Origin of the sequence: Pantoea sp. BL1, from assembly GCF_000963985.1 — a bacterium.
GTDB lineage: Bacteria > Pseudomonadota > Gammaproteobacteria > Enterobacterales > Enterobacteriaceae > Pantoea > Pantoea rwandensis_B.
In genome coordinates, this window is the sequence record NZ_JZRH01000018.1 from 85,037 (window position 1) to 100,992 (window position 15,956).

Annotated in this window: 14 protein-coding genes and 1 riboswitch; of the genes, 8 read left to right on the top strand and 6 right to left on the bottom strand. The window is 54.0% G+C overall.

Annotation, left to right across the window (positions count from 1 at the left end):
• Window positions 1–30 precede the first annotated feature (30 nt).
• A riboswitch (TPP riboswitch) is annotated at window positions 31–125 on the bottom strand.
• Window positions 126–160: 35 nt separating this feature from the next.
• Window positions 161–1,822: an HTH-type transcriptional regulator SgrR gene (sgrR, locus tag VH86_RS10675; RefSeq protein ID WP_045832869.1), complete on the bottom strand. Its 1,662-nt coding sequence runs from the start codon at window positions 1,820–1,822 to the stop codon at window positions 161–163.
• Window positions 1,823–2,075: 253 nt separating this feature from the next.
• On the opposite strand from sgrR, the gene VH86_RS10685 reads away from it, so the two are divergent.
• On the top strand, window positions 2,076–3,257 hold the full coding sequence (locus VH86_RS10685) for an MFS transporter (RefSeq protein ID WP_045816740.1): 1,182 nt from the start codon (window positions 2,076–2,078) through the stop codon (window positions 3,255–3,257).
• A gap of 83 nt (window positions 3,258–3,340) precedes the next feature.
• Here VH86_RS10685 and leuD read toward each other — a convergent pair whose 3' ends face one another.
• The 5 genes from leuD to leuL all read right to left on the bottom strand — a co-directional run bounded on the left by leuD (window position 3,341) and on the right by leuL (window position 8,199).
• Window positions 3,341–3,946 carry a 3-isopropylmalate dehydratase small subunit gene (gene leuD, locus VH86_RS10690; RefSeq protein ID WP_045832870.1) on the bottom strand — a complete coding sequence of 202 codons (606 nt, stop codon included), beginning with the start codon at window positions 3,944–3,946 and terminating at the stop codon, window positions 3,341–3,343.
• Window positions 3,947–3,949: 3 nt separating this feature from the next.
• Complete coding sequence (gene leuC / locus VH86_RS10695) at window positions 3,950–5,356, bottom strand: 3-isopropylmalate dehydratase large subunit (RefSeq protein ID WP_034826009.1); 1,407 nt, start codon at window positions 5,354–5,356, stop codon at window positions 3,950–3,952.
• A gap of 4 nt (window positions 5,357–5,360) precedes the next feature.
• Window positions 5,361–6,452: a 3-isopropylmalate dehydrogenase gene (leuB, locus tag VH86_RS10700; RefSeq protein WP_045832871.1), complete on the bottom strand. Its 1,092-nt coding sequence runs from the start codon at window positions 6,450–6,452 to the stop codon at window positions 5,361–5,363.
• A 2-nt stretch (window positions 6,453–6,454) separates the two neighbouring features.
• Window positions 6,455–8,017 (bottom strand): 2-isopropylmalate synthase, encoded by a 1,563-nt coding sequence (gene leuA / locus VH86_RS10705; protein ID WP_038649086.1) that lies wholly within the window; start codon window positions 8,015–8,017, stop codon window positions 6,455–6,457.
• A gap of 98 nt (window positions 8,018–8,115) precedes the next feature.
• Window positions 8,116–8,199 carry a leu operon leader peptide gene (leuL, locus tag VH86_RS26345; RefSeq protein WP_101749442.1) on the bottom strand — a complete coding sequence of 28 codons (84 nt, stop codon included), beginning with the start codon at window positions 8,197–8,199 and terminating at the stop codon, window positions 8,116–8,118.
• 733 nt (window positions 8,200–8,932) lie between these two features.
• Here leuL and ilvI point away from each other — a divergent pair.
• The 7 genes from ilvI to ftsI all read left to right on the top strand — a co-directional run.
• The gene (gene ilvI / locus VH86_RS10710; RefSeq protein WP_034825999.1) at window positions 8,933–10,657 is read left to right on the top strand and encodes an acetolactate synthase 3 large subunit; all 1,725 of its coding nucleotides are present in this window, start codon (window positions 8,933–8,935) and stop codon (window positions 10,655–10,657) included.
• Between the two features lie 2 nt (window positions 10,658–10,659).
• Window positions 10,660–11,151 carry an acetolactate synthase small subunit gene (ilvN, locus tag VH86_RS10715; protein ID WP_034825997.1) on the top strand — a complete coding sequence of 164 codons (492 nt, stop codon included), beginning with the start codon at window positions 10,660–10,662 and terminating at the stop codon, window positions 11,149–11,151.
• Window positions 11,152–11,348: 197 nt separating this feature from the next.
• Complete coding sequence (gene cra, locus VH86_RS10720; protein ID WP_045832872.1) at window positions 11,349–12,359, top strand: catabolite repressor/activator; 1,011 nt, start codon at window positions 11,349–11,351, stop codon at window positions 12,357–12,359.
• 493 nt (window positions 12,360–12,852) lie between these two features.
• The gene (mraZ, locus tag VH86_RS10725) at window positions 12,853–13,311 is read left to right on the top strand and encodes a division/cell wall cluster transcriptional repressor MraZ (protein WP_038649082.1); all 459 of its coding nucleotides are present in this window, start codon (window positions 12,853–12,855) and stop codon (window positions 13,309–13,311) included.
• A gap of 2 nt (window positions 13,312–13,313) precedes the next feature.
• The gene (gene rsmH / locus VH86_RS10730; protein WP_034825988.1) at window positions 13,314–14,255 is read left to right on the top strand and encodes a 16S rRNA (cytosine(1402)-N(4))-methyltransferase RsmH; all 942 of its coding nucleotides are present in this window, start codon (window positions 13,314–13,316) and stop codon (window positions 14,253–14,255) included.
• Window positions 14,252–14,572, top strand: coding sequence for a cell division protein FtsL (ftsL, locus tag VH86_RS10735; RefSeq protein ID WP_034825986.1), 321 nt, complete (start codon window positions 14,252–14,254; stop codon window positions 14,570–14,572). The genes rsmH and ftsL overlap by 4 nt, the downstream gene beginning before the upstream one ends.
• A 20-nt stretch (window positions 14,573–14,592) precedes the next feature.
• Window positions 14,593–15,956: peptidoglycan glycosyltransferase FtsI (gene ftsI, locus VH86_RS10740; RefSeq protein ID WP_034825983.1), on the top strand; the 1,364-nt coding region annotated here is incomplete at its 3' end.

The window sequence follows — 15,956 nt, forward strand, 5'->3', positions numbered from 1 at the left end:
GAAGATAAGGTTGAGTCGCAAAGGATCTGAGTTATCGCTCATCTCAAATCCCTACGCCGGTATGAGCCGGATCAGGTTCGACGGGTTTCTCTCAGCCCAAAACCAGGGCACCCCGTTGAGAACGGCTTATTTTAGACACTTCTGTGACAGCGCGAAAGTGTCACAGCTCCGGTGGCGCAAACCAGGCTGATTTAAAGTCAAACCAGCCGAGCGTGTTGAGCCGCACACCGCGCATACTGCGCTGGCCTTCCAGCAGTAACCAGTGATGGAAGAGCGGATGAACAAAGTCGCTGTTCACCAACTGTTTGCTCCACTCGGCCAGAGGCAAGGCTTTCTGTCGCCACTGTTGTGCATCTGCGTGCCAGTCAATCGGAACGCAGTGATGCATGAGCGGCAATTCGTAGAGCTGCGCAAACAGTGCGTAGTCGAGCGGCAGAGTGAAGTTGACGCTGCCGAGCCAGATGTCACTCTCTCCTTCACCTTCGAACCACTCTTCGTAGCTCAGCTCGCGCGTGATCAGTTCAACGCCCTGTTCAGCCAGCAGCGGGCGCAGGGCGTTAGCAATACCTTCATGCTCAACATGATGGCTATACCAGCTGATGGTCAGTTGCGTTAGCCCATCGGGCTTTTCGGCCGGGGTGAGATCGCGGCGATGGTGCCAGCGCGGTAAGAAACCGTATGCCGGGAACCAGTAGCGCTGATAGCCCACTCCCGCATGGTTGAGCAGGGCAATCGGGTTAAGCAGATAGCTCACCCAGCGGCGAAAATGGGTATCCTTACCACGCTCTGAGCGCTGGTCGAACAGCAGGAAATAGCAGCCTTCTTCCAGACGGCTCTCTTCGGACTTCTCATCGGCGGTTTCCCCCTGCAGCTTAACGCCGGCATACACCAGCTCGTCGCTGATTTCCGGCAGCACCCAAATCGACACGTCATCAATCAGCGCGCGATAGCCAAAATAGTCATCAAAGGCGGCAATTTTCAGCTGCGTCTGCTGATTGCGTACCACACTGTAGGGGCCGGTGCCGATGGGTTGACGGGCAAAATGGCGCAACGTCGGCCACTCACGCGGCAGGATCATGGCGCTGACGCTGGCCAGCAGCCAGGGCAGCCAGTCATCAGGCTGCGCCAGATGAATATCCAGTGTCCAGGGCGCGGGAGAGTGCAGTTTATCAATATGTGAGAACAGCGGCTGACTGCGTACACGTTCCAGTGAGGCGATGATGTCTTCCATCTCCAGTTCGCGGCCGTGGTGGAAGCGAATCGCGGGTCGTAAAAAGAAACGCCAGTGGAGCGGGGAGGTTTGTTGCCAGTGGTGGGCGATATCCGCTTCGATTTCCCCCTTTTCCTCATTTATTCGCGTCAGGCCGTTAAAGATTTGTCGCGCCAGATGGTTTTCCGAACGACGCAGCGGCGAGCCAGGCAGCAGATTAGGCAGCGGGCGGTAATAGAGCACGCGCAGGATATGTTTGCCCTGACGGAAACTACGCCCGAGATGGGCCGCAATCATCTGCCGCACCTGATTCTTATCGCCCACCAGTTGCACCAACTGTTCGATGCGGTCCTGCTCCAGTAAATCTTCCGCGCGCTGTTGCTGGAGTGCCAGGCCAGTGTAATTGAAGCTCAGACTAGAACGCTTGCCGCGCCCGGCTTCTGCCTGCCAAATCAGCCAGCCCGCCTCCTGCATGGCATTTAGCAGATTGCGCATATGGCGTCGCGAACAGTGCAGCCGTTCAGCCAGATCGCTTAAGGTGGTTTCCTGGTCCAATCCCTGGCAGCTTTGCCATAGGCGGATGAACTGCTGTTGCAGTCGCGCAGAGGACATAAAAGGGGAACTCCTTCTCAGAATCGCTCAGTTTTTCCTGCCCCATATTAGAGGCATACTGCCAGGTAATGGAAGAGCGGGAGGCATTCAGCAATGAATGGCGCTCTGCCAGCGGTTCCGCCGACGTGGAGCCTTTTCTGAGTAGGGTGCATTTCACCGCCAGCAGCGTTTTCTCTGCTGGCTTTTTTCGTTTTGCTGTGAAATCTTCTACCCTCTTTGTCTTAGCCTCATTTCTCCGCAAAGGGATTTCTGCATGAAATCGCTGTTAACGCGCCAGCGTCGTCTCAACCCGGTTTATCTCTCTTTTATGGCGGTGTCGTTTATGACCGGCGTCGCCGGTGCACTACAGGCGCCCACGCTCAGTTTATTTTTGACGCGCGAAGTGCAGGTGCGACCGTTTTGGGTTGGGCTGTTTTTTACCATTAACGCGATTGCCGGGATCGTGATTAGCCTCCTAATGGCGAAGCGTTCGGACAATCGTGGCGATCGTCGCAATCTGATTCTATTTTGCTGCCTGATGGCGGTACTGAATGCGCTGCTGTTTGCCTTTAATCGTCATTACCTGACGCTGATCAGCGTGGGGGTGTTGCTATCGGCACTGGCCAGCGTGGCAATACCGCAGATATTTGCGCTGGCACGGGAATATGCCGATCAGTCGGCGCGTGAAGTGGTGATGTTCAGCTCGGTGATGCGTGCGCAACTGTCGCTGGCGTGGGTGATTGGCCCGCCGCTGTCGTTCGCCTTAGCCCTCAATTATGGCTTCGTGACGCTGTTCTGCGTAGCGGCGGCGATCTTCCTGCTCAGTATGCTGTTGATTTGGCGTACTCTGCCATCGGTACCGCGCGTGGCCGCGACGCCAGAGCAGGTATTGACCCAGCTCAGCCCGTGGAAAGATAGCCAGGTGCGGATGCTGTTTATCGCCTCCGTGGTGATGTGGGCGTGCAACACCATGTATATCATCGACATGCCGCTGTATATCAGCTCAACGCTGGGGCTGCCGGAAAAGTTGGCGGGATTATTAATGGGGACGGCGGCAGGGCTGGAGATTCCTATCATGCTGCTGGCTGGGCACTATGCCAAACGCTTTGGTAAGCGCAAGTTGGTGCTGTTAGCGCTAGTGGCGGCGATCCTGTTCTATCTCGGACTGGTGTTGTTCAAGTCGCGCACGGCATTGATGGTGCTGCAGCTGTTCAACGCGGCGTTTATAGGTATCGTCGCCGGGATTGGCATGTTGTGGTTTCAGGATCTCATGCCGGGACGCGCGGGCGCGGCGACCACGATGTTTACCACTTCGATATCGACCGGTTTGATTATTGCGGGATTGATACAGGGCACGCTGAGCGAGCGCTTTGGCCATGAATCGGTGTATTGGCTGGCATTAGCGATGGCGGTTGTGGCGCTGGGGCTGGCGTCGCGCGTGCGTGATGCCCAATAAATATAAAGTCGCCAGCAAAGGCGACTTGACAGGCATTCAGGGCGAATCTCTTCGGTACGCATTGAAGCGCACCGAAAAGGGCATTAACGCAGGAATGATGGCTGAGTGGTCTCGTAGTTGGAGATGGACGCTTCGTGTTGCAGCGTCAAACCAATGCTGTCGAGTCCGTTAATCATGCAGTGACGGCGGAAGCTGTCGATTTCAAAGCTGTAGGACTTATCACCCGCCGTGACGGTCTGGGCTTCCAGATCCACGGTAAAGGTCACGCCTGGCTGCGCGGCCACCAGTTTGAACATCTCATCCACTTCTTCATCGCTCAACTTCACCGGCAGCAACTGGTTGTTGAAGCTGTTGCCATAGAAAATATCCGCGAAGCTTGGTGCAATCACCACATGGAAACCGAAGTCGGTCAGCGCCCACGGTGCGTGCTCACGTGATGAGCCGCAGCCGAAGTTTTCACGCGCCAGCAAAATGCTGGTGCCTTTAAATTCCGGCTTGTTCAGCACGAAACCTGGGGTTGGCACGGTGCCCGCATCATCTTCAAAACGCCAGTCGTGGAACAGGTGCGCGCCAAAACCGGTGCGCGTCACTTTTTGCAGGAACTGCTTTGGAATGATGGCATCGGTATCGACGTTTGCGGCATCCAGTGGCGCTACAATGCCAGTGTGTTGAGTAAATTTGTTCGCCATGGCTTAAGCTCCCTGAGTCAATTCACGAATGTCGGCAAAACGACCGGTTACTGCCGCCGCTGCAGCCATCGCCGGGCTCACTAAGTGAGTGCGGCCGCCACGGCCCTGACGACCTTCAAAGTTACGGTTACTGGTGGAGGCACAACGCTCGCCTGGGTTCAGACGGTCATTGTTCATCGCCAGACACATGGAGCAACCTGGCAGACGCCATTCAAAACCCGCTTCCAGGAAGATTTTGTCCAGACCTTCGGCTTCGGCTTGTGCCTTCACTGGGCCTGATCCAGGGACGACCATGGCAACAACGCCAGGGGCGACTTTGCGGCCTTTAGCGATGGCTGCCGCAGCGCGCAAATCTTCAATTCGTGAGTTGGTGCAGGAGCCGATAAAGACTTTGTCGATAGCGACTTCAGTCAGTTTGATACCCGGCTGCAAATCCATGTACGCCAAGGCTTTCTCAGCAGAAGCACGTTCAACCGGATCGGCAAAGGACTGAGGATTTGGGATCGCCTGATCAACCGCCATCACCTGGCCTGGGTTGGTGCCCCAGGTCACCTGCGGAGCAATATCGGCCGCGTTCAGGGTGACAATGGTGTCAAATTTGGCATCGCTGTCGGACTTCATCGTACGCCAGTAAGCGACGGCTTCATCCCACTGCTCGCCTTTCGGTGCGAACTGTTTGTCTTTCAGGTAAGCGAAAGTGGTGTCATCCGGTGCGACCAGACCCGCTTTCGCACCCATTTCAATCGCCATGTTACACAGCGTCATACGGCCTTCCATGCTCAGCGCTTCAATCGCTGGGCCACAGAATTCGACAACGTGACCGGTACCGCCGGCGCTGCCGGTTTTACCGATAATCGCCAACACGATATCTTTGGCCGTAATGCCTGGTGCCGCTTCACCCAGCACTTCAATCTTCATGGTTTTGGCACGGCCCTGCTTCAGGGTCTGGGTGGCAAACACGTGTTCAACTTCGGAGGTACCGATACCGAATGCCAGCGAGCCGAATGCGCCGTGGGTGGCGGTATGGGAATCGCCGCAGACGATGGTCATGCCCGGCAGTGTCATCCCTTGTTCAGGTCCGATAACGTGCACGATGCCCTGGAACGGGTGATTCAGGTCATATAACTGAATGCCGAACTCAGCACAGTTCTTGATCAGCTCTTGCATCTGAATACGCGCCATCTCACCCGACGCGTTAATGTCTTTGGTCTGGGTAGAAACGTTGTGATCCATGGTGGCGAACGTCTTCGACGGCTGGCGTACTTTGCGGCCGTGCGCACGCAGGCCATCGAAGGCCTGCGGTGACGTCACTTCATGGATCAGATGGCGATCGATGTACAGTAACGGGGTTTCGTTAGGTGCTTCGTGGACGACATGTGCATCAAATAACTTCTGGTATAAGCTTTTCATTTTATTATTTTTCCTCAGCGATAAAATCGGCAATGATGCTGCCCATTTCATCTGTGCTCACAGCTGGGCCGTTACCGGCTAAATCGCGGGTACGATGGCCCGCTTCCAGCGCACGGCTGACCGCACGCTCGATACTGTCTGCGGCTTCACCTGCATTCAGGCTAAAGCGCAACAGCAGAGACAACGAGAGAATCTGTGCAATCGGGTTGGCAATGTTCTGACCGGCGATATCTGGCGCAGAACCGCCCGCAGGCTCATACAAACCGAAACCTTCTTCGTTCATGCTGGCAGAAGGCAGCATGCCCATGGAACCGGTGATCATTGCACATTCGTCTGACAGGATGTCACCGAACAGGTTAGAACAGAGCAGCACGTCAAACTGTGATGGATCTTTAATCAGCTGCATGGTGGCGTTATCGATGTACATGTGGCTCAACTGCACATCCGGATAATCTTTTGCCACTTCGTTGACGATCTCACGCCACATCACAGAGGTTGCCAGCACGTTAGCTTTATCCACTGACGTCACTTTGTTACGACGCTTGCGTGCGGCTTCAAAGGCGTTGCGCGCAATACGCTCGATCTCGAAACGGTGATACACCTCGGTATCAAATGCACGCTCATGCGGACCGCTACCTTCGCGACCTTTTGGCTGACCGAAATAGATACCGCCGGTTAATTCACGCACGCACAGGATGTCGAAACCGCGTGCGGCGATGTCACTGCGCAGTGGGCAAAACGCTTCCAGACCTTTATATAAGGAAGCGGGGCGCAGATTGCTGAACAGCTTAAAGTGTTTACGCAGCGGCAACAGTGCACCACGCTCAGGCTGACCCGCCGGCGGCAGGTGTTCCCATTTTGGACCACCAACAGAGCCGAACAGAATCGCATTGGCTTGCTCAGCACCGGCCACGGTGGCAGGCGGCAGCGGTTCACCGTGACGATCGATGGCGATACCGCCAACATCATATTCGCTGGTGGTGATACGCATGTCGAAGCGTGCGCGAATTGCATCGAGAACTTTGATGGCCTGCGCCATCACTTCCGGGCCGATTCCGTCGCCTGGCATTACCGCAATATGATAAGACTGAGTCATAGTTACACCGTTTCCTTCTGATCTTTAAATTTACGCTGCAATTCTTTTTCTACCTGTTTGGCGCGCCAGATGTTGTTCAGGGCGTTCACCATAGCCTTGGCAGAAGATTCGACGATATCGGTCGCCAGGCCAACGCCATGGAATTTACGACCGTTGTAGTTCACCACGATATCAACCTGGCCCAGCGCGTTCTCGCCGTGGCCTTTCGCCGTCAACTTGTAGTTCACCAGCTCGGCTTCAAAGCCGGTGATGCGGTTGATGGCCTGATATACGGCATCCACCGGGCCGTTACCGGTCGCGGCATCGGCTTTGGTCTCTTCGCCACAGCCCAACTGCACAGACGCGGTAGCAGTCACGCTGGAACCGGTCTGCACATTGAATTCGTTCAGTTGGAAATACTCTGGCTCTTCATTCTGTTTGTTGATGAAGGCCAGCGCTTCCAGGTCGTAATCAAATACCTGGCCTTTCTTATCGGCCAGTTTCAGGAAGGCATCGTACAAAGCATCAACATTGTAGTCGGAGTCTTTGTAGCCCATCTCTTCCATGCGATGTTTTACCGCAGCGCGGCCTGAACGTGAGGTCAGGTTTAACTGGATTTTATGCAGGCCGATGGATTCCGGGGTCAGGATTTCGTAGTTCTCGCGGTTCTTCAACACGCCATCCTGATGGATACCGGAAGAGTGGGCGAAAGCACCGGTGCCGACGATCGCTTTGTTGGCCGGAATCGGCATGTTGCAGATTTGGCTGATCAACTGGCTGGTGCGGTAGATTTCCTGATGATGAATATTGGTGTGCAGATTCATGATCTGCTGACGGGTTTTAATCGTCATGATCACTTCTTCCAGCGCACAGTTACCGGCACGTTCACCCAGGCCATTGATGGTGCCTTCAACCTGACGTGCACCCGCTAACACCGCTGCTACGGCATTGCCGGTTGCCATGCCTAAATCATCATGGGTGTGAACGGACAAAATGGCTTTATCGATGTTCGGTACACGTTCGCGCAGCTGGCTGAAGATGTTGGCGTACTCGTGCGGTAAGGTGTAGCCGACCGTATCCGGGATGTTGATGGTGGTCGCGCCGGCGTTAATCGCGGCTTCTACCACGCGGCACAGATCGTCAATCGGTGTACGACCGCCGTCTTCGCAAGAGAACTCAACGTCATCGGTGTAGTTGCGGGCACGTTTAATCGAGGCTACCGCGCGGTCAATCACATCAGGCAACGTACTGCGCAATTTGGTGGCGATATGCATTGGCGAAGTGGCGAGGAAAGTATGAATGCGGAATGCTTCAGCCACACGCAAGGCCTCGTAGGCGGCATCAATATCCTTATCCACACAACGAGCCAGGGCGGCAACGCGGCTGTTTTTCACCGAGCGCGCGATGGTCTGCACCGATTCAAAATCGCCAGGCGAAGAGATAGGGAAACCGACTTCCATTACATCCACGCCCATACGCTCCAGCGCCAGGGCGATCTGCAGTTTTTCTTTAACACTCAGGCTGGCCTGTAATGCCTGCTCGCCGTCGCGCAGAGTGGTATCGAAAATAATAACTTGCTGGCTCATGGTCATCTTCCTTTTGCTTTAACTCAACTTCGCCGGTGTAACGAGCATAAAAAAACCCGCGCATCGGCGCGGGTTCTTTAAACTTCTTCAGGTTCGAATCAGTGATTGATTCCACCCACAAGTCTACCGCGCAAACTGAATGCGTTTAGTAGTAGACCGAGTAGGCGGAAAGAATGAAACATGAATCAAACCTCGTAAATTTTGTGCTGCACATATTGATACTGGGATTGCTGCGGGAAGTCAACCCTAAGTGAAAGGGTATTTCTTTTGTCGGTTAAGGGTGATCTGCTGCGAATATCCCGCTATACAGAGCTTTGGCATTAATTAGCTGCATGCATAATGGCTTAAACAGCCTAAAAAAAATTTTATAAAAGCGAATTAATTCTAATGCATTGAATTTAATGGGTTTATCTGGGTTTTCGATACAATCATAAAAACAAGATTTGGCGGGTTGCTTAGCACAATGTCATGCAAGAAGCGGATTTTGAAGTTAATCACGCCAGAAAGTAATATTCAGGAAAAATTGTGGGCTAACCGGCCAGGCAATATGAAAATCATATTTCTTAGAACACGCTGCAAATAATCATGAAACCAGCATTTTCATCTGTGGTTGTGGGATGGCATTAGTTTAATCCTCGCGAGCGATTATCACGTGTCAGTGCCTTTTGTGCCGAAATAAGCCTGTCGCAGCGTCCTGTCGTTTGCAGGCCGGGTTTTCTGCGGTTATGGTAATCGACCTACTCTTAAAAGAATCAACTCAAGTAGATTCCCTGTACCTGGAAGGCAGAAATGAATTCTGTCATCTGAGCATAAACATAAGGTTTTGATCTTAACTGGCGAATACGGGGCTGGGTGCCAGTGGCGCAGGGGCAATGCGCGCCACGGGATCCGGTTCCTCAAGCCTGGAGGCAGAAAATGGAGATGTTGTCAGGAGCCGAAATGGTCGTCCGTTCGTTAATCGATCAGGGCGTTAAGCAGGTATTCGGCTATCCGGGCGGAGCAGTGCTCGACATTTACGATGCGCTGCAAACGGTCGGTGGTATTGACCACGTATTAGTGCGTCACGAGCAAGGCGCAGTGCATATGGCTGATGGTCTGGCACGCGCGACCGGCGAAGTCGGCGTGGTGCTGGTCACCTCAGGTCCAGGCGCAACCAATGCCATTACCGGTATTGCGACGGCCTACATGGATTCGATTCCGATGGTGATTCTGTCGGGTCAGGTGCCGTCTTCACTGATCGGCTACGATGCGTTCCAGGAGTGCGACATGGTCGGGATTTCCCGTCCGGTGGTCAAACACAGCTTCCTGGTGAAAAACGCCGAAGAGATCCCAACCGTGCTGAAAAAAGCCTTCTGGCTGGCAGCAAGCGGCCGCCCAGGCCCGGTGGTGATCGACCTGCCAAAAGACATTCTTAACCCAGCGAACAAACTGCCGTACGTCTATCCTGAGTCGGTCAGCATGCGCTCTTATAACCCGACGATTCAGGGGCATAAAGGACAGATTAAGCGTGCACTGCAAACGCTGCTGGCCGCGCATAAGCCGGTGATTTATGCCGGTGGCGGTGCGATTATGTCAGGCTGTGAGGCGGAGCTGCTGCAGTTAGCTGAACAGCTGAATATTCCGGTCACCATGTCACTGATGGGGCTCGGCGTGTTCCCTGGCACGCATCGCCAGAGTGTAGGCATGCTGGGCATGCACGGTACTTACGAAGCCAACATGACCATGCACAATGCCGATTTGATTTTCGGCATTGGTGTGCGCTTCGATGATCGTACCACCAACAACCTGGCAAAATATTGCCCGAACGCCACCATCATGCATATCGACGTCGATCCGACCTCGATTTCCAAAACCGTCAGTGCCGATATCCCCATTGTGGGTGATGCGAAGCAGACGCTGTCGCAGATGCTGGAACTGCTGGCGCAAAGCGATGCGAAGCAAGAGCTGGATAGCCTGCGCGACTGGTGGCAGACCATTGATGGCTGGCGTAGCCGTAAGTGCCTGGAATTTGATCGCACCAGCGACAAGATCAAACCGCAAGCGGTTATCGAAACCATTTGGCGTCTGACTAAGGGGGATGCGTACGTTACCTCTGACGTCGGTCAGCATCAGATGTTCGCCGCGCTCTATTATCAGTTTGATAAGCCGCGCCGCTGGATCAACTCCGGTGGCCTTGGCACCATGGGCTTCGGCTTACCGGCTGCACTGGGCGTGAAAATGGCGCTGCCGGATGAAACCGTCATCTGCGTGACCGGTGATGGCAGTATTCAGATGAACATCCAGGAACTGTCGACTGCGCTGCAGTACGATTTGCCGGTACTGGTACTGAACCTTAACAACGGTTTCCTCGGTATGGTGAAACAGTGGCAGGATATGATTTATTCCGGCCGCCACTCGCAATCCTACATGCAATCTCTGCCTGACTTTGTGCGTTTAGCCGAAGCCTACGGACACGTGGGTATTTCCATCGCGCATCCCGCTGAGCTGGAAGAGAAGCTGCAGCTGGCATTGGATACCCTGGCGAAAGGGCGTCTGGTGTTTGTTGATGTGAATATCGACGGCAGCGAGCACGTTTACCCGATGCAGATTCGCGGTGGTTCGATGGATGAGATGTGGCTGAGCAAAACGGAGAGGACTTAATTATGCGTCGTGTGTTATCGGTATTGCTGGAAAATGAATCCGGCGCATTGTCTCGCGTGGTGGGCTTGTTCTCACAGCGCGGCTACAACATCGAAAGCCTGACCGTTGCGCCAACCGACGATCCCACGCTGTCACGCATGACCATTCAGACGGTCGGCGATGAAAAAGTGCTGGAGCAGATTGAAAAGCAACTGCACAAGCTGGTAGACGTGTTACGTGTCAGCGAGTTAGGGCAGGGTGCTTACGTTGAACGTGAAATCATGCTGGTGAAGATTCAGGCAAGCGGGTATGGCCGTGAAGAAGTGAAGCGCAGCGCGGAAATTTTCCGTGGCCAGATTATCGATGTGACGCCAACGCTGTACACGGTTCAGCTGGCAGGCACCAGCGATAAACTCGACGCCTTCCTTAACACGGTGCGCGATGTTGCTGAGATCGTTGAAGTGGCGCGATCAGGGATTGTGGGCGTGTCACGTGGCGATCGTGTGATGCGTTAATTCCGCAGAGTTATCATCCTGCTTCAAAGCTAACCCGGCGTAATGCCGGGTTTTTTTATTTAATGCGCTTGTGAGTGCTGCCCGATAAAAGCGGTTGCTCAGCGTAGTGTTCTGCGGTTAGATGTTACAAATGTTTTACCCATAGCTACTCTGCGGACATTTGCCCAGCCCTGGCTTATCAGAATTAAGGTGTCATCGTGAAACTGGATGAAATTGCGCGCCTGGCGGGCGTGTCGCGCACCACGGCCAGCTACGTTATTAATGGCAAAGCGCGGCAGTATCGTGTCAGCGACAAAACCGTCGAAAAAGTGATGGCGGTGGTGCGTGAACATAATTATCACCCCAATGCTGTTGCGGCAGGCCTGCGCGCCGGGCGTACGCGTTCAATTGGTCTGGTGATCCCGGATCTTGAGAACACCAGTTACACGCGCATTGCCAATTATCTGGAGCGCCAGGCACGTCAACGTGGCTATCAGCTGCTGATTGCCTGCTCGGAAGATCAGCCTGACAATGAAATGCGCTGTATTGAACATCTGCTACAGCGCCAGGTGGATGCGATCATCGTTTCCACCTCACTGCCGCCAGAACACCCGTTTTATCAGCGCTGGATCAACGATCCGCTGCCGATTATCGCGTTGGACCGCGCGCTGGATCGTGAACACTTCACCAGTGTGGTCGGTGCCGATCAGGACGATGCGCATGCACTGGCGGCTGAATTGCGTCAGCTTCCGGTGAAAAACGTGCTGTTCCTTGGTGCCTTGCCTGAGCTTTCAGTCAGTTTCCTGCGTGAAATGGGCTTCCGCGATGCGTGGAAAGACGATGAACGTACGGTGGATTACCTCTACTGCAACAGCTTTGATCGCGCTGCGGCTGCCTCACTGTTCGAGAAATACCTCGAAGATCATCCGATGCCGGATGCGTTGTTTACCACTTCATTCGGTCTGCTTCAGGGCGTGATGGATATCACCCTGAAGCGTGATGGCCGCCTGCCCACTGATCTGGCTATCGCTACCTTTGGCGACCACGAATTACTGGACTTTTTAGAGTGCCCGGTACTGGCGGTGGGGCAGCGTCATCGCGATGTCGCCGAGCGCGTGCTGGAATTAGTTTTGGCCTCGCTGGATGAACCGCGTAAACCGAAGCCGGGATTAACCCGTATTCGCCGCAATTTATTCCGTCGTGGCCAATTAAGCCGACGTACGAAATGAAATCGCGGGCAGATCGCTGCCCGCACTTATTAATCATCCAGATATTTTTCTGCCATAGGACTGGGGTAAAAAAGCGTAAATAGTCACCACTTTCCCTAACGAATTAACTGCGCTGAATTTTCTTATTTGTTTACATCTTCAGCAGTGACGTGTAGCAGAGCTGGCGCGATGGTGCTGGGCTTCCTTTCAGAAATCCCCTAAAATGCAGCCGCTGTCGCATATCCCGGGATAATTATCTTTTGCGATTAAAACGCTTTATTTTTCGCCATTTTTCAAATCGTGAAAATTTTTATTCCATTATTCATCAGGTTAATTTCTTATTTTGCCAATCATTCCCTTTAATTGCCCTCCATTAAATAATTCTCACCCTTGTAAAGAGTGATATTCACTTGTCGTTGCGGCTTGACAAGGATTTCATAGGCTCCGTAAACTCGTTTCGTGGTAAAAAGTGGGATAAAGTGGTGAAAACGGGTGATTGGGGGGTAGGACTGACATGTTCCGAGGAGCAACGTTAGTCAATCTCGACGGCAAAGGCCGATTGGCGGTACCAACACGCTATCGTGAATTGCTTGTCGCGGAGTCTCAGGGGCAAATGGTGTGCACCATTGACCTCCACCAGCCATGTCTGTTGCTTTATACCCTGCCCGAATGGGAAATCATCGAGAAAAAACTGGCGCGCTTATCCAGCATGAATCCGAACGAGCGTCGCGTGCAGCGACTGCTGTTAGGACATGCCAGTGAATGCCAGATGGATAATGCAGGTCGTTTGTTGCTGGCGAATACGCTACGGCAACATGCGAGCCTGACCAAAGAAGTGATGCTGGTTGGACAGTTCAATAAGTTTGAGCTGTGGGATGAACAGACCTGGTATCAACAAGTTAAGGACGATATTGACGCAGAACAGTCGGCTCAGGAGCCTTTATCTGAGCGGTTGCAGGACTTGTCGCTATAGCTATGCAGGATAATTTTAAACACACCACAGTGCTGCTGGATGAGGCGGTTAACGGCCTCAATATCAGGGAAGACGGCATTTACATTGACGGCACTTTTGGGCGCGGCGGTCACTCACGTCTGATCCTTTCGCAACTGGGCGAGAAGGGGCAGTTACTGGCGATCGATCGCGATCCGCAAGCCATAGCCGCCGCAGCTGAAATTCAGGATCCACGTTTTTCGATTGTGCACGGACCCTTTTCGGCGCTGGCAGAGTATGTCGAAGCGCGTGGTCTCACTGGCAAGATCGATGGCGTATTGCTCGATCTTGGCGTGTCATCACCGCAGTTGGATGACGCAGAGCGCGGTTTCTCGTTTATGCGTGATGGGCCGCTGGATATGCGTATGGACCCGACACGGGGCCAGTCTGCGGCCGAGTGGCTGATGAACGCCGAGGAAGCCGATATCGCCTTCGTCATCAAGACCTACGGTGAAGAGAAGTTTGGCAAACGTATCGCACGCGCCATCGTCGAGCGCAATCGTGAACAGCCAATGACGCGCACCAAGGAATTAGCCACTGTGATCGCTGCTGCGATGCCAGTGAAAGACAAGTTTAAGCATCCGGCTACGCGCACCTTCCAGGCGATTCGTATCTGGATCAACAGCGAACTGGAAGAGATCGACACCGCGCTGAAAGGGGCAATGTCGGTGCTGGCACCTGGCGGTCGTTTATCGGTTATCAGCTTCCACTCGCTGGAAGATCGATTGGTCAAACGCTTTATGCGCGATCAGAGCCGTGGCCCGCAAGTTCCAGCGGGTATTCCAATGACCGAAAGCCAGCTTAAAGCGCTGGGCGGACGTGAGCTGAAAACCTTAGGCAAGCTGATTCCGGGCGAAGCGGAAGTTAACGAGAACCCACGCGCGCGCAGTTCGGTACTGCGAATTGCTGAGAGGACCGCGACATGATTGGCAACGAGCGACACAGCCTGCCTGGCGTCATCGGCGGTGACCTGCTGCGATTCGGCAAGATCCCGGTGTTGCTACTGATTGCGGTGCTTGTGTCCTCGGTGTTAGTGGTCACCACCACACACAAAACGCGCCTGTTAACGGCGCAGCGCGAACAGTTGGTTTTAGAACGTGATGCGCTCGATATCGAGTGGCGTAACCTGATTTTGGAAGAGAATGCGCTCGGCGATCATAGCCGGGTTGAGCGAATAGCAACCGATAAGCTGCAGATGCAGCATGTTGATCCTTCACAGGAAAATATCGTGGTGCAGAGATAAATAAGGAATCGCAGACCTCAATGAGCGGCGCAGGCAAAACGCTGAAGTTAAAAAAACAGGAAGATAAGGCCAGCTTTATAAGCTGGCGTTTTGCGTTGCTGTGCGGCTGTATTTTACTGGCTTTGGGCGGATTGCTGTCACGCGTGGCGTGGTTACAGGTCATCAGCCCGGATAAACTGGTGAAAGAAGGGGATTTGCGTTCGCTGCGGGTGCAATCTGTTCCTACTGCACGTGGCATGATCAGCGACCGTGCTGGTCGTCCATTGGCTGTCAGTGTACCGGTGAATGCCATCTGGGCTGACCCTAAAGAACTGATGGAACATGGCGGTGTGTCACTCGACAGCCGCTGGAAAGCCCTCTCAGATGCCTTATCTATCCCACTCGATCAACTCGCCGCGCGCGTGAATGCCAATCCCAAAGGGCGCTTTATCTATCTGGCGCGCCAGGTGAACCCGGCCATTGGTGAGTACGTCAAAAAACTCAAGTTACCTGGCATTTATCTGCGTGAAGAGTCGCGCCGCTACTATCCAGCGGGTCAGGTCACTGCGCATCTGATCGGCTTTACCAACATTGATGGCCAGGGCATTGAGGGCATCGAAAAGAGCTTCGACAAGTGGCTGACCGGTGCGCCAGGCGAGCGTACGGTGCGTAAAGATCGCTATGGTCGCGTGATCGAAGATATCTCCTCCGTGGACAGCCGCGCGGCGCACAACCTGACGCTCAGTATCGACGAGCGTTTGCAGGCGTTGGTTTACCGCGAATTGAACAATGCCGTAGCCTTCAACAAGGCGGAGTCAGGCACTGCCGTTCTGGTGGATGTGAACACCGGCGAAGTGCTGGCGATGGCGAACAGCCCGGCTTACAACCCGAACAATCTCTCCAACACGCCGAAAGATGTGATGCGCAACCGTGCCATTACCGACATCTTCGAGCCCGGCTCCACCGTGAAACCGATGGTGGTGATGACCGCGCTGCAGCGTGGTGTGGTGAAAGAGAACAGCGTACTGAATACCGTGCCGTACCGCGTCAATGGTCATGAGATCAAGGACGTGGCGCGCTACAACGAATTGACCCTTACCGGGGTTTTACAGAAGTCGAGTAACGTCGGGGTTTCACGTTTGGCGTTAGCGATGCCCTCCTCAGCACTCGTAGACACTTACGCGCGCTTTGGACTGGGTAAACCGACCAATTTGGGGCTGGTCGGGGAAAGTAGTGGCTTATACCCTCAAAAACAACGGTGGTCTGACATAGAGAGGGCCACCTTCTCTTTCGGCTACGGGCTAATGGTAACGCCGTTACAGTTAGCGCGAGTCTACGCAACCATTGGCAGCTACGGCATCAATCGCCCGCTGTCGATCACCAAAGTTGACCCGCCAGTGGCGGG

Coding starts and splice junctions, on each gene's coding strand:
- leuD (WP_045832870.1), bottom strand. CDS start 3,946: ATGGCGAACAAATTTACTCAACACACTGGCATTGTAGCGCCACTGGAT.
- leuA (WP_038649086.1), bottom strand. CDS start 8,017: ATGAGCCAGCAAGTTATTATTTTCGATACCACTCTGCGCGACGGCGAG.
- ilvN (WP_034825997.1), top strand. CDS start 10,660: ATGCGTCGTGTGTTATCGGTATTGCTGGAAAATGAATCCGGCGCATTG.
- leuC (WP_034826009.1), bottom strand. CDS start 5,356: ATGAAAAGCTTATACCAGAAGTTATTTGATGCACATGTCGTCCACGAA.
- ftsL (WP_034825986.1), top strand. CDS start 14,252: ATGATTGGCAACGAGCGACACAGCCTGCCTGGCGTCATCGGCGGTGAC.
- rsmH (WP_034825988.1), top strand. CDS start 13,314: ATGCAGGATAATTTTAAACACACCACAGTGCTGCTGGATGAGGCGGTT.
- ilvI (WP_034825999.1), top strand. CDS start 8,933: ATGGAGATGTTGTCAGGAGCCGAAATGGTCGTCCGTTCGTTAATCGAT.
- mraZ (WP_038649082.1), top strand. CDS start 12,853: ATGTTCCGAGGAGCAACGTTAGTCAATCTCGACGGCAAAGGCCGATTG.
- leuL (WP_101749442.1), bottom strand. CDS start 8,199: ATGTTTCATTCTTTCCGCCTACTCGGTCTACTACTAAACGCATTCAGT.
- VH86_RS10685 (WP_045816740.1), top strand. CDS start 2,076: ATGAAATCGCTGTTAACGCGCCAGCGTCGTCTCAACCCGGTTTATCTC.
- leuB (WP_045832871.1), bottom strand. CDS start 6,452: ATGACTCAGTCTTATCATATTGCGGTAATGCCAGGCGACGGAATCGGC.
- sgrR (WP_045832869.1), bottom strand. CDS start 1,822: ATGTCCTCTGCGCGACTGCAACAGCAGTTCATCCGCCTATGGCAAAGC.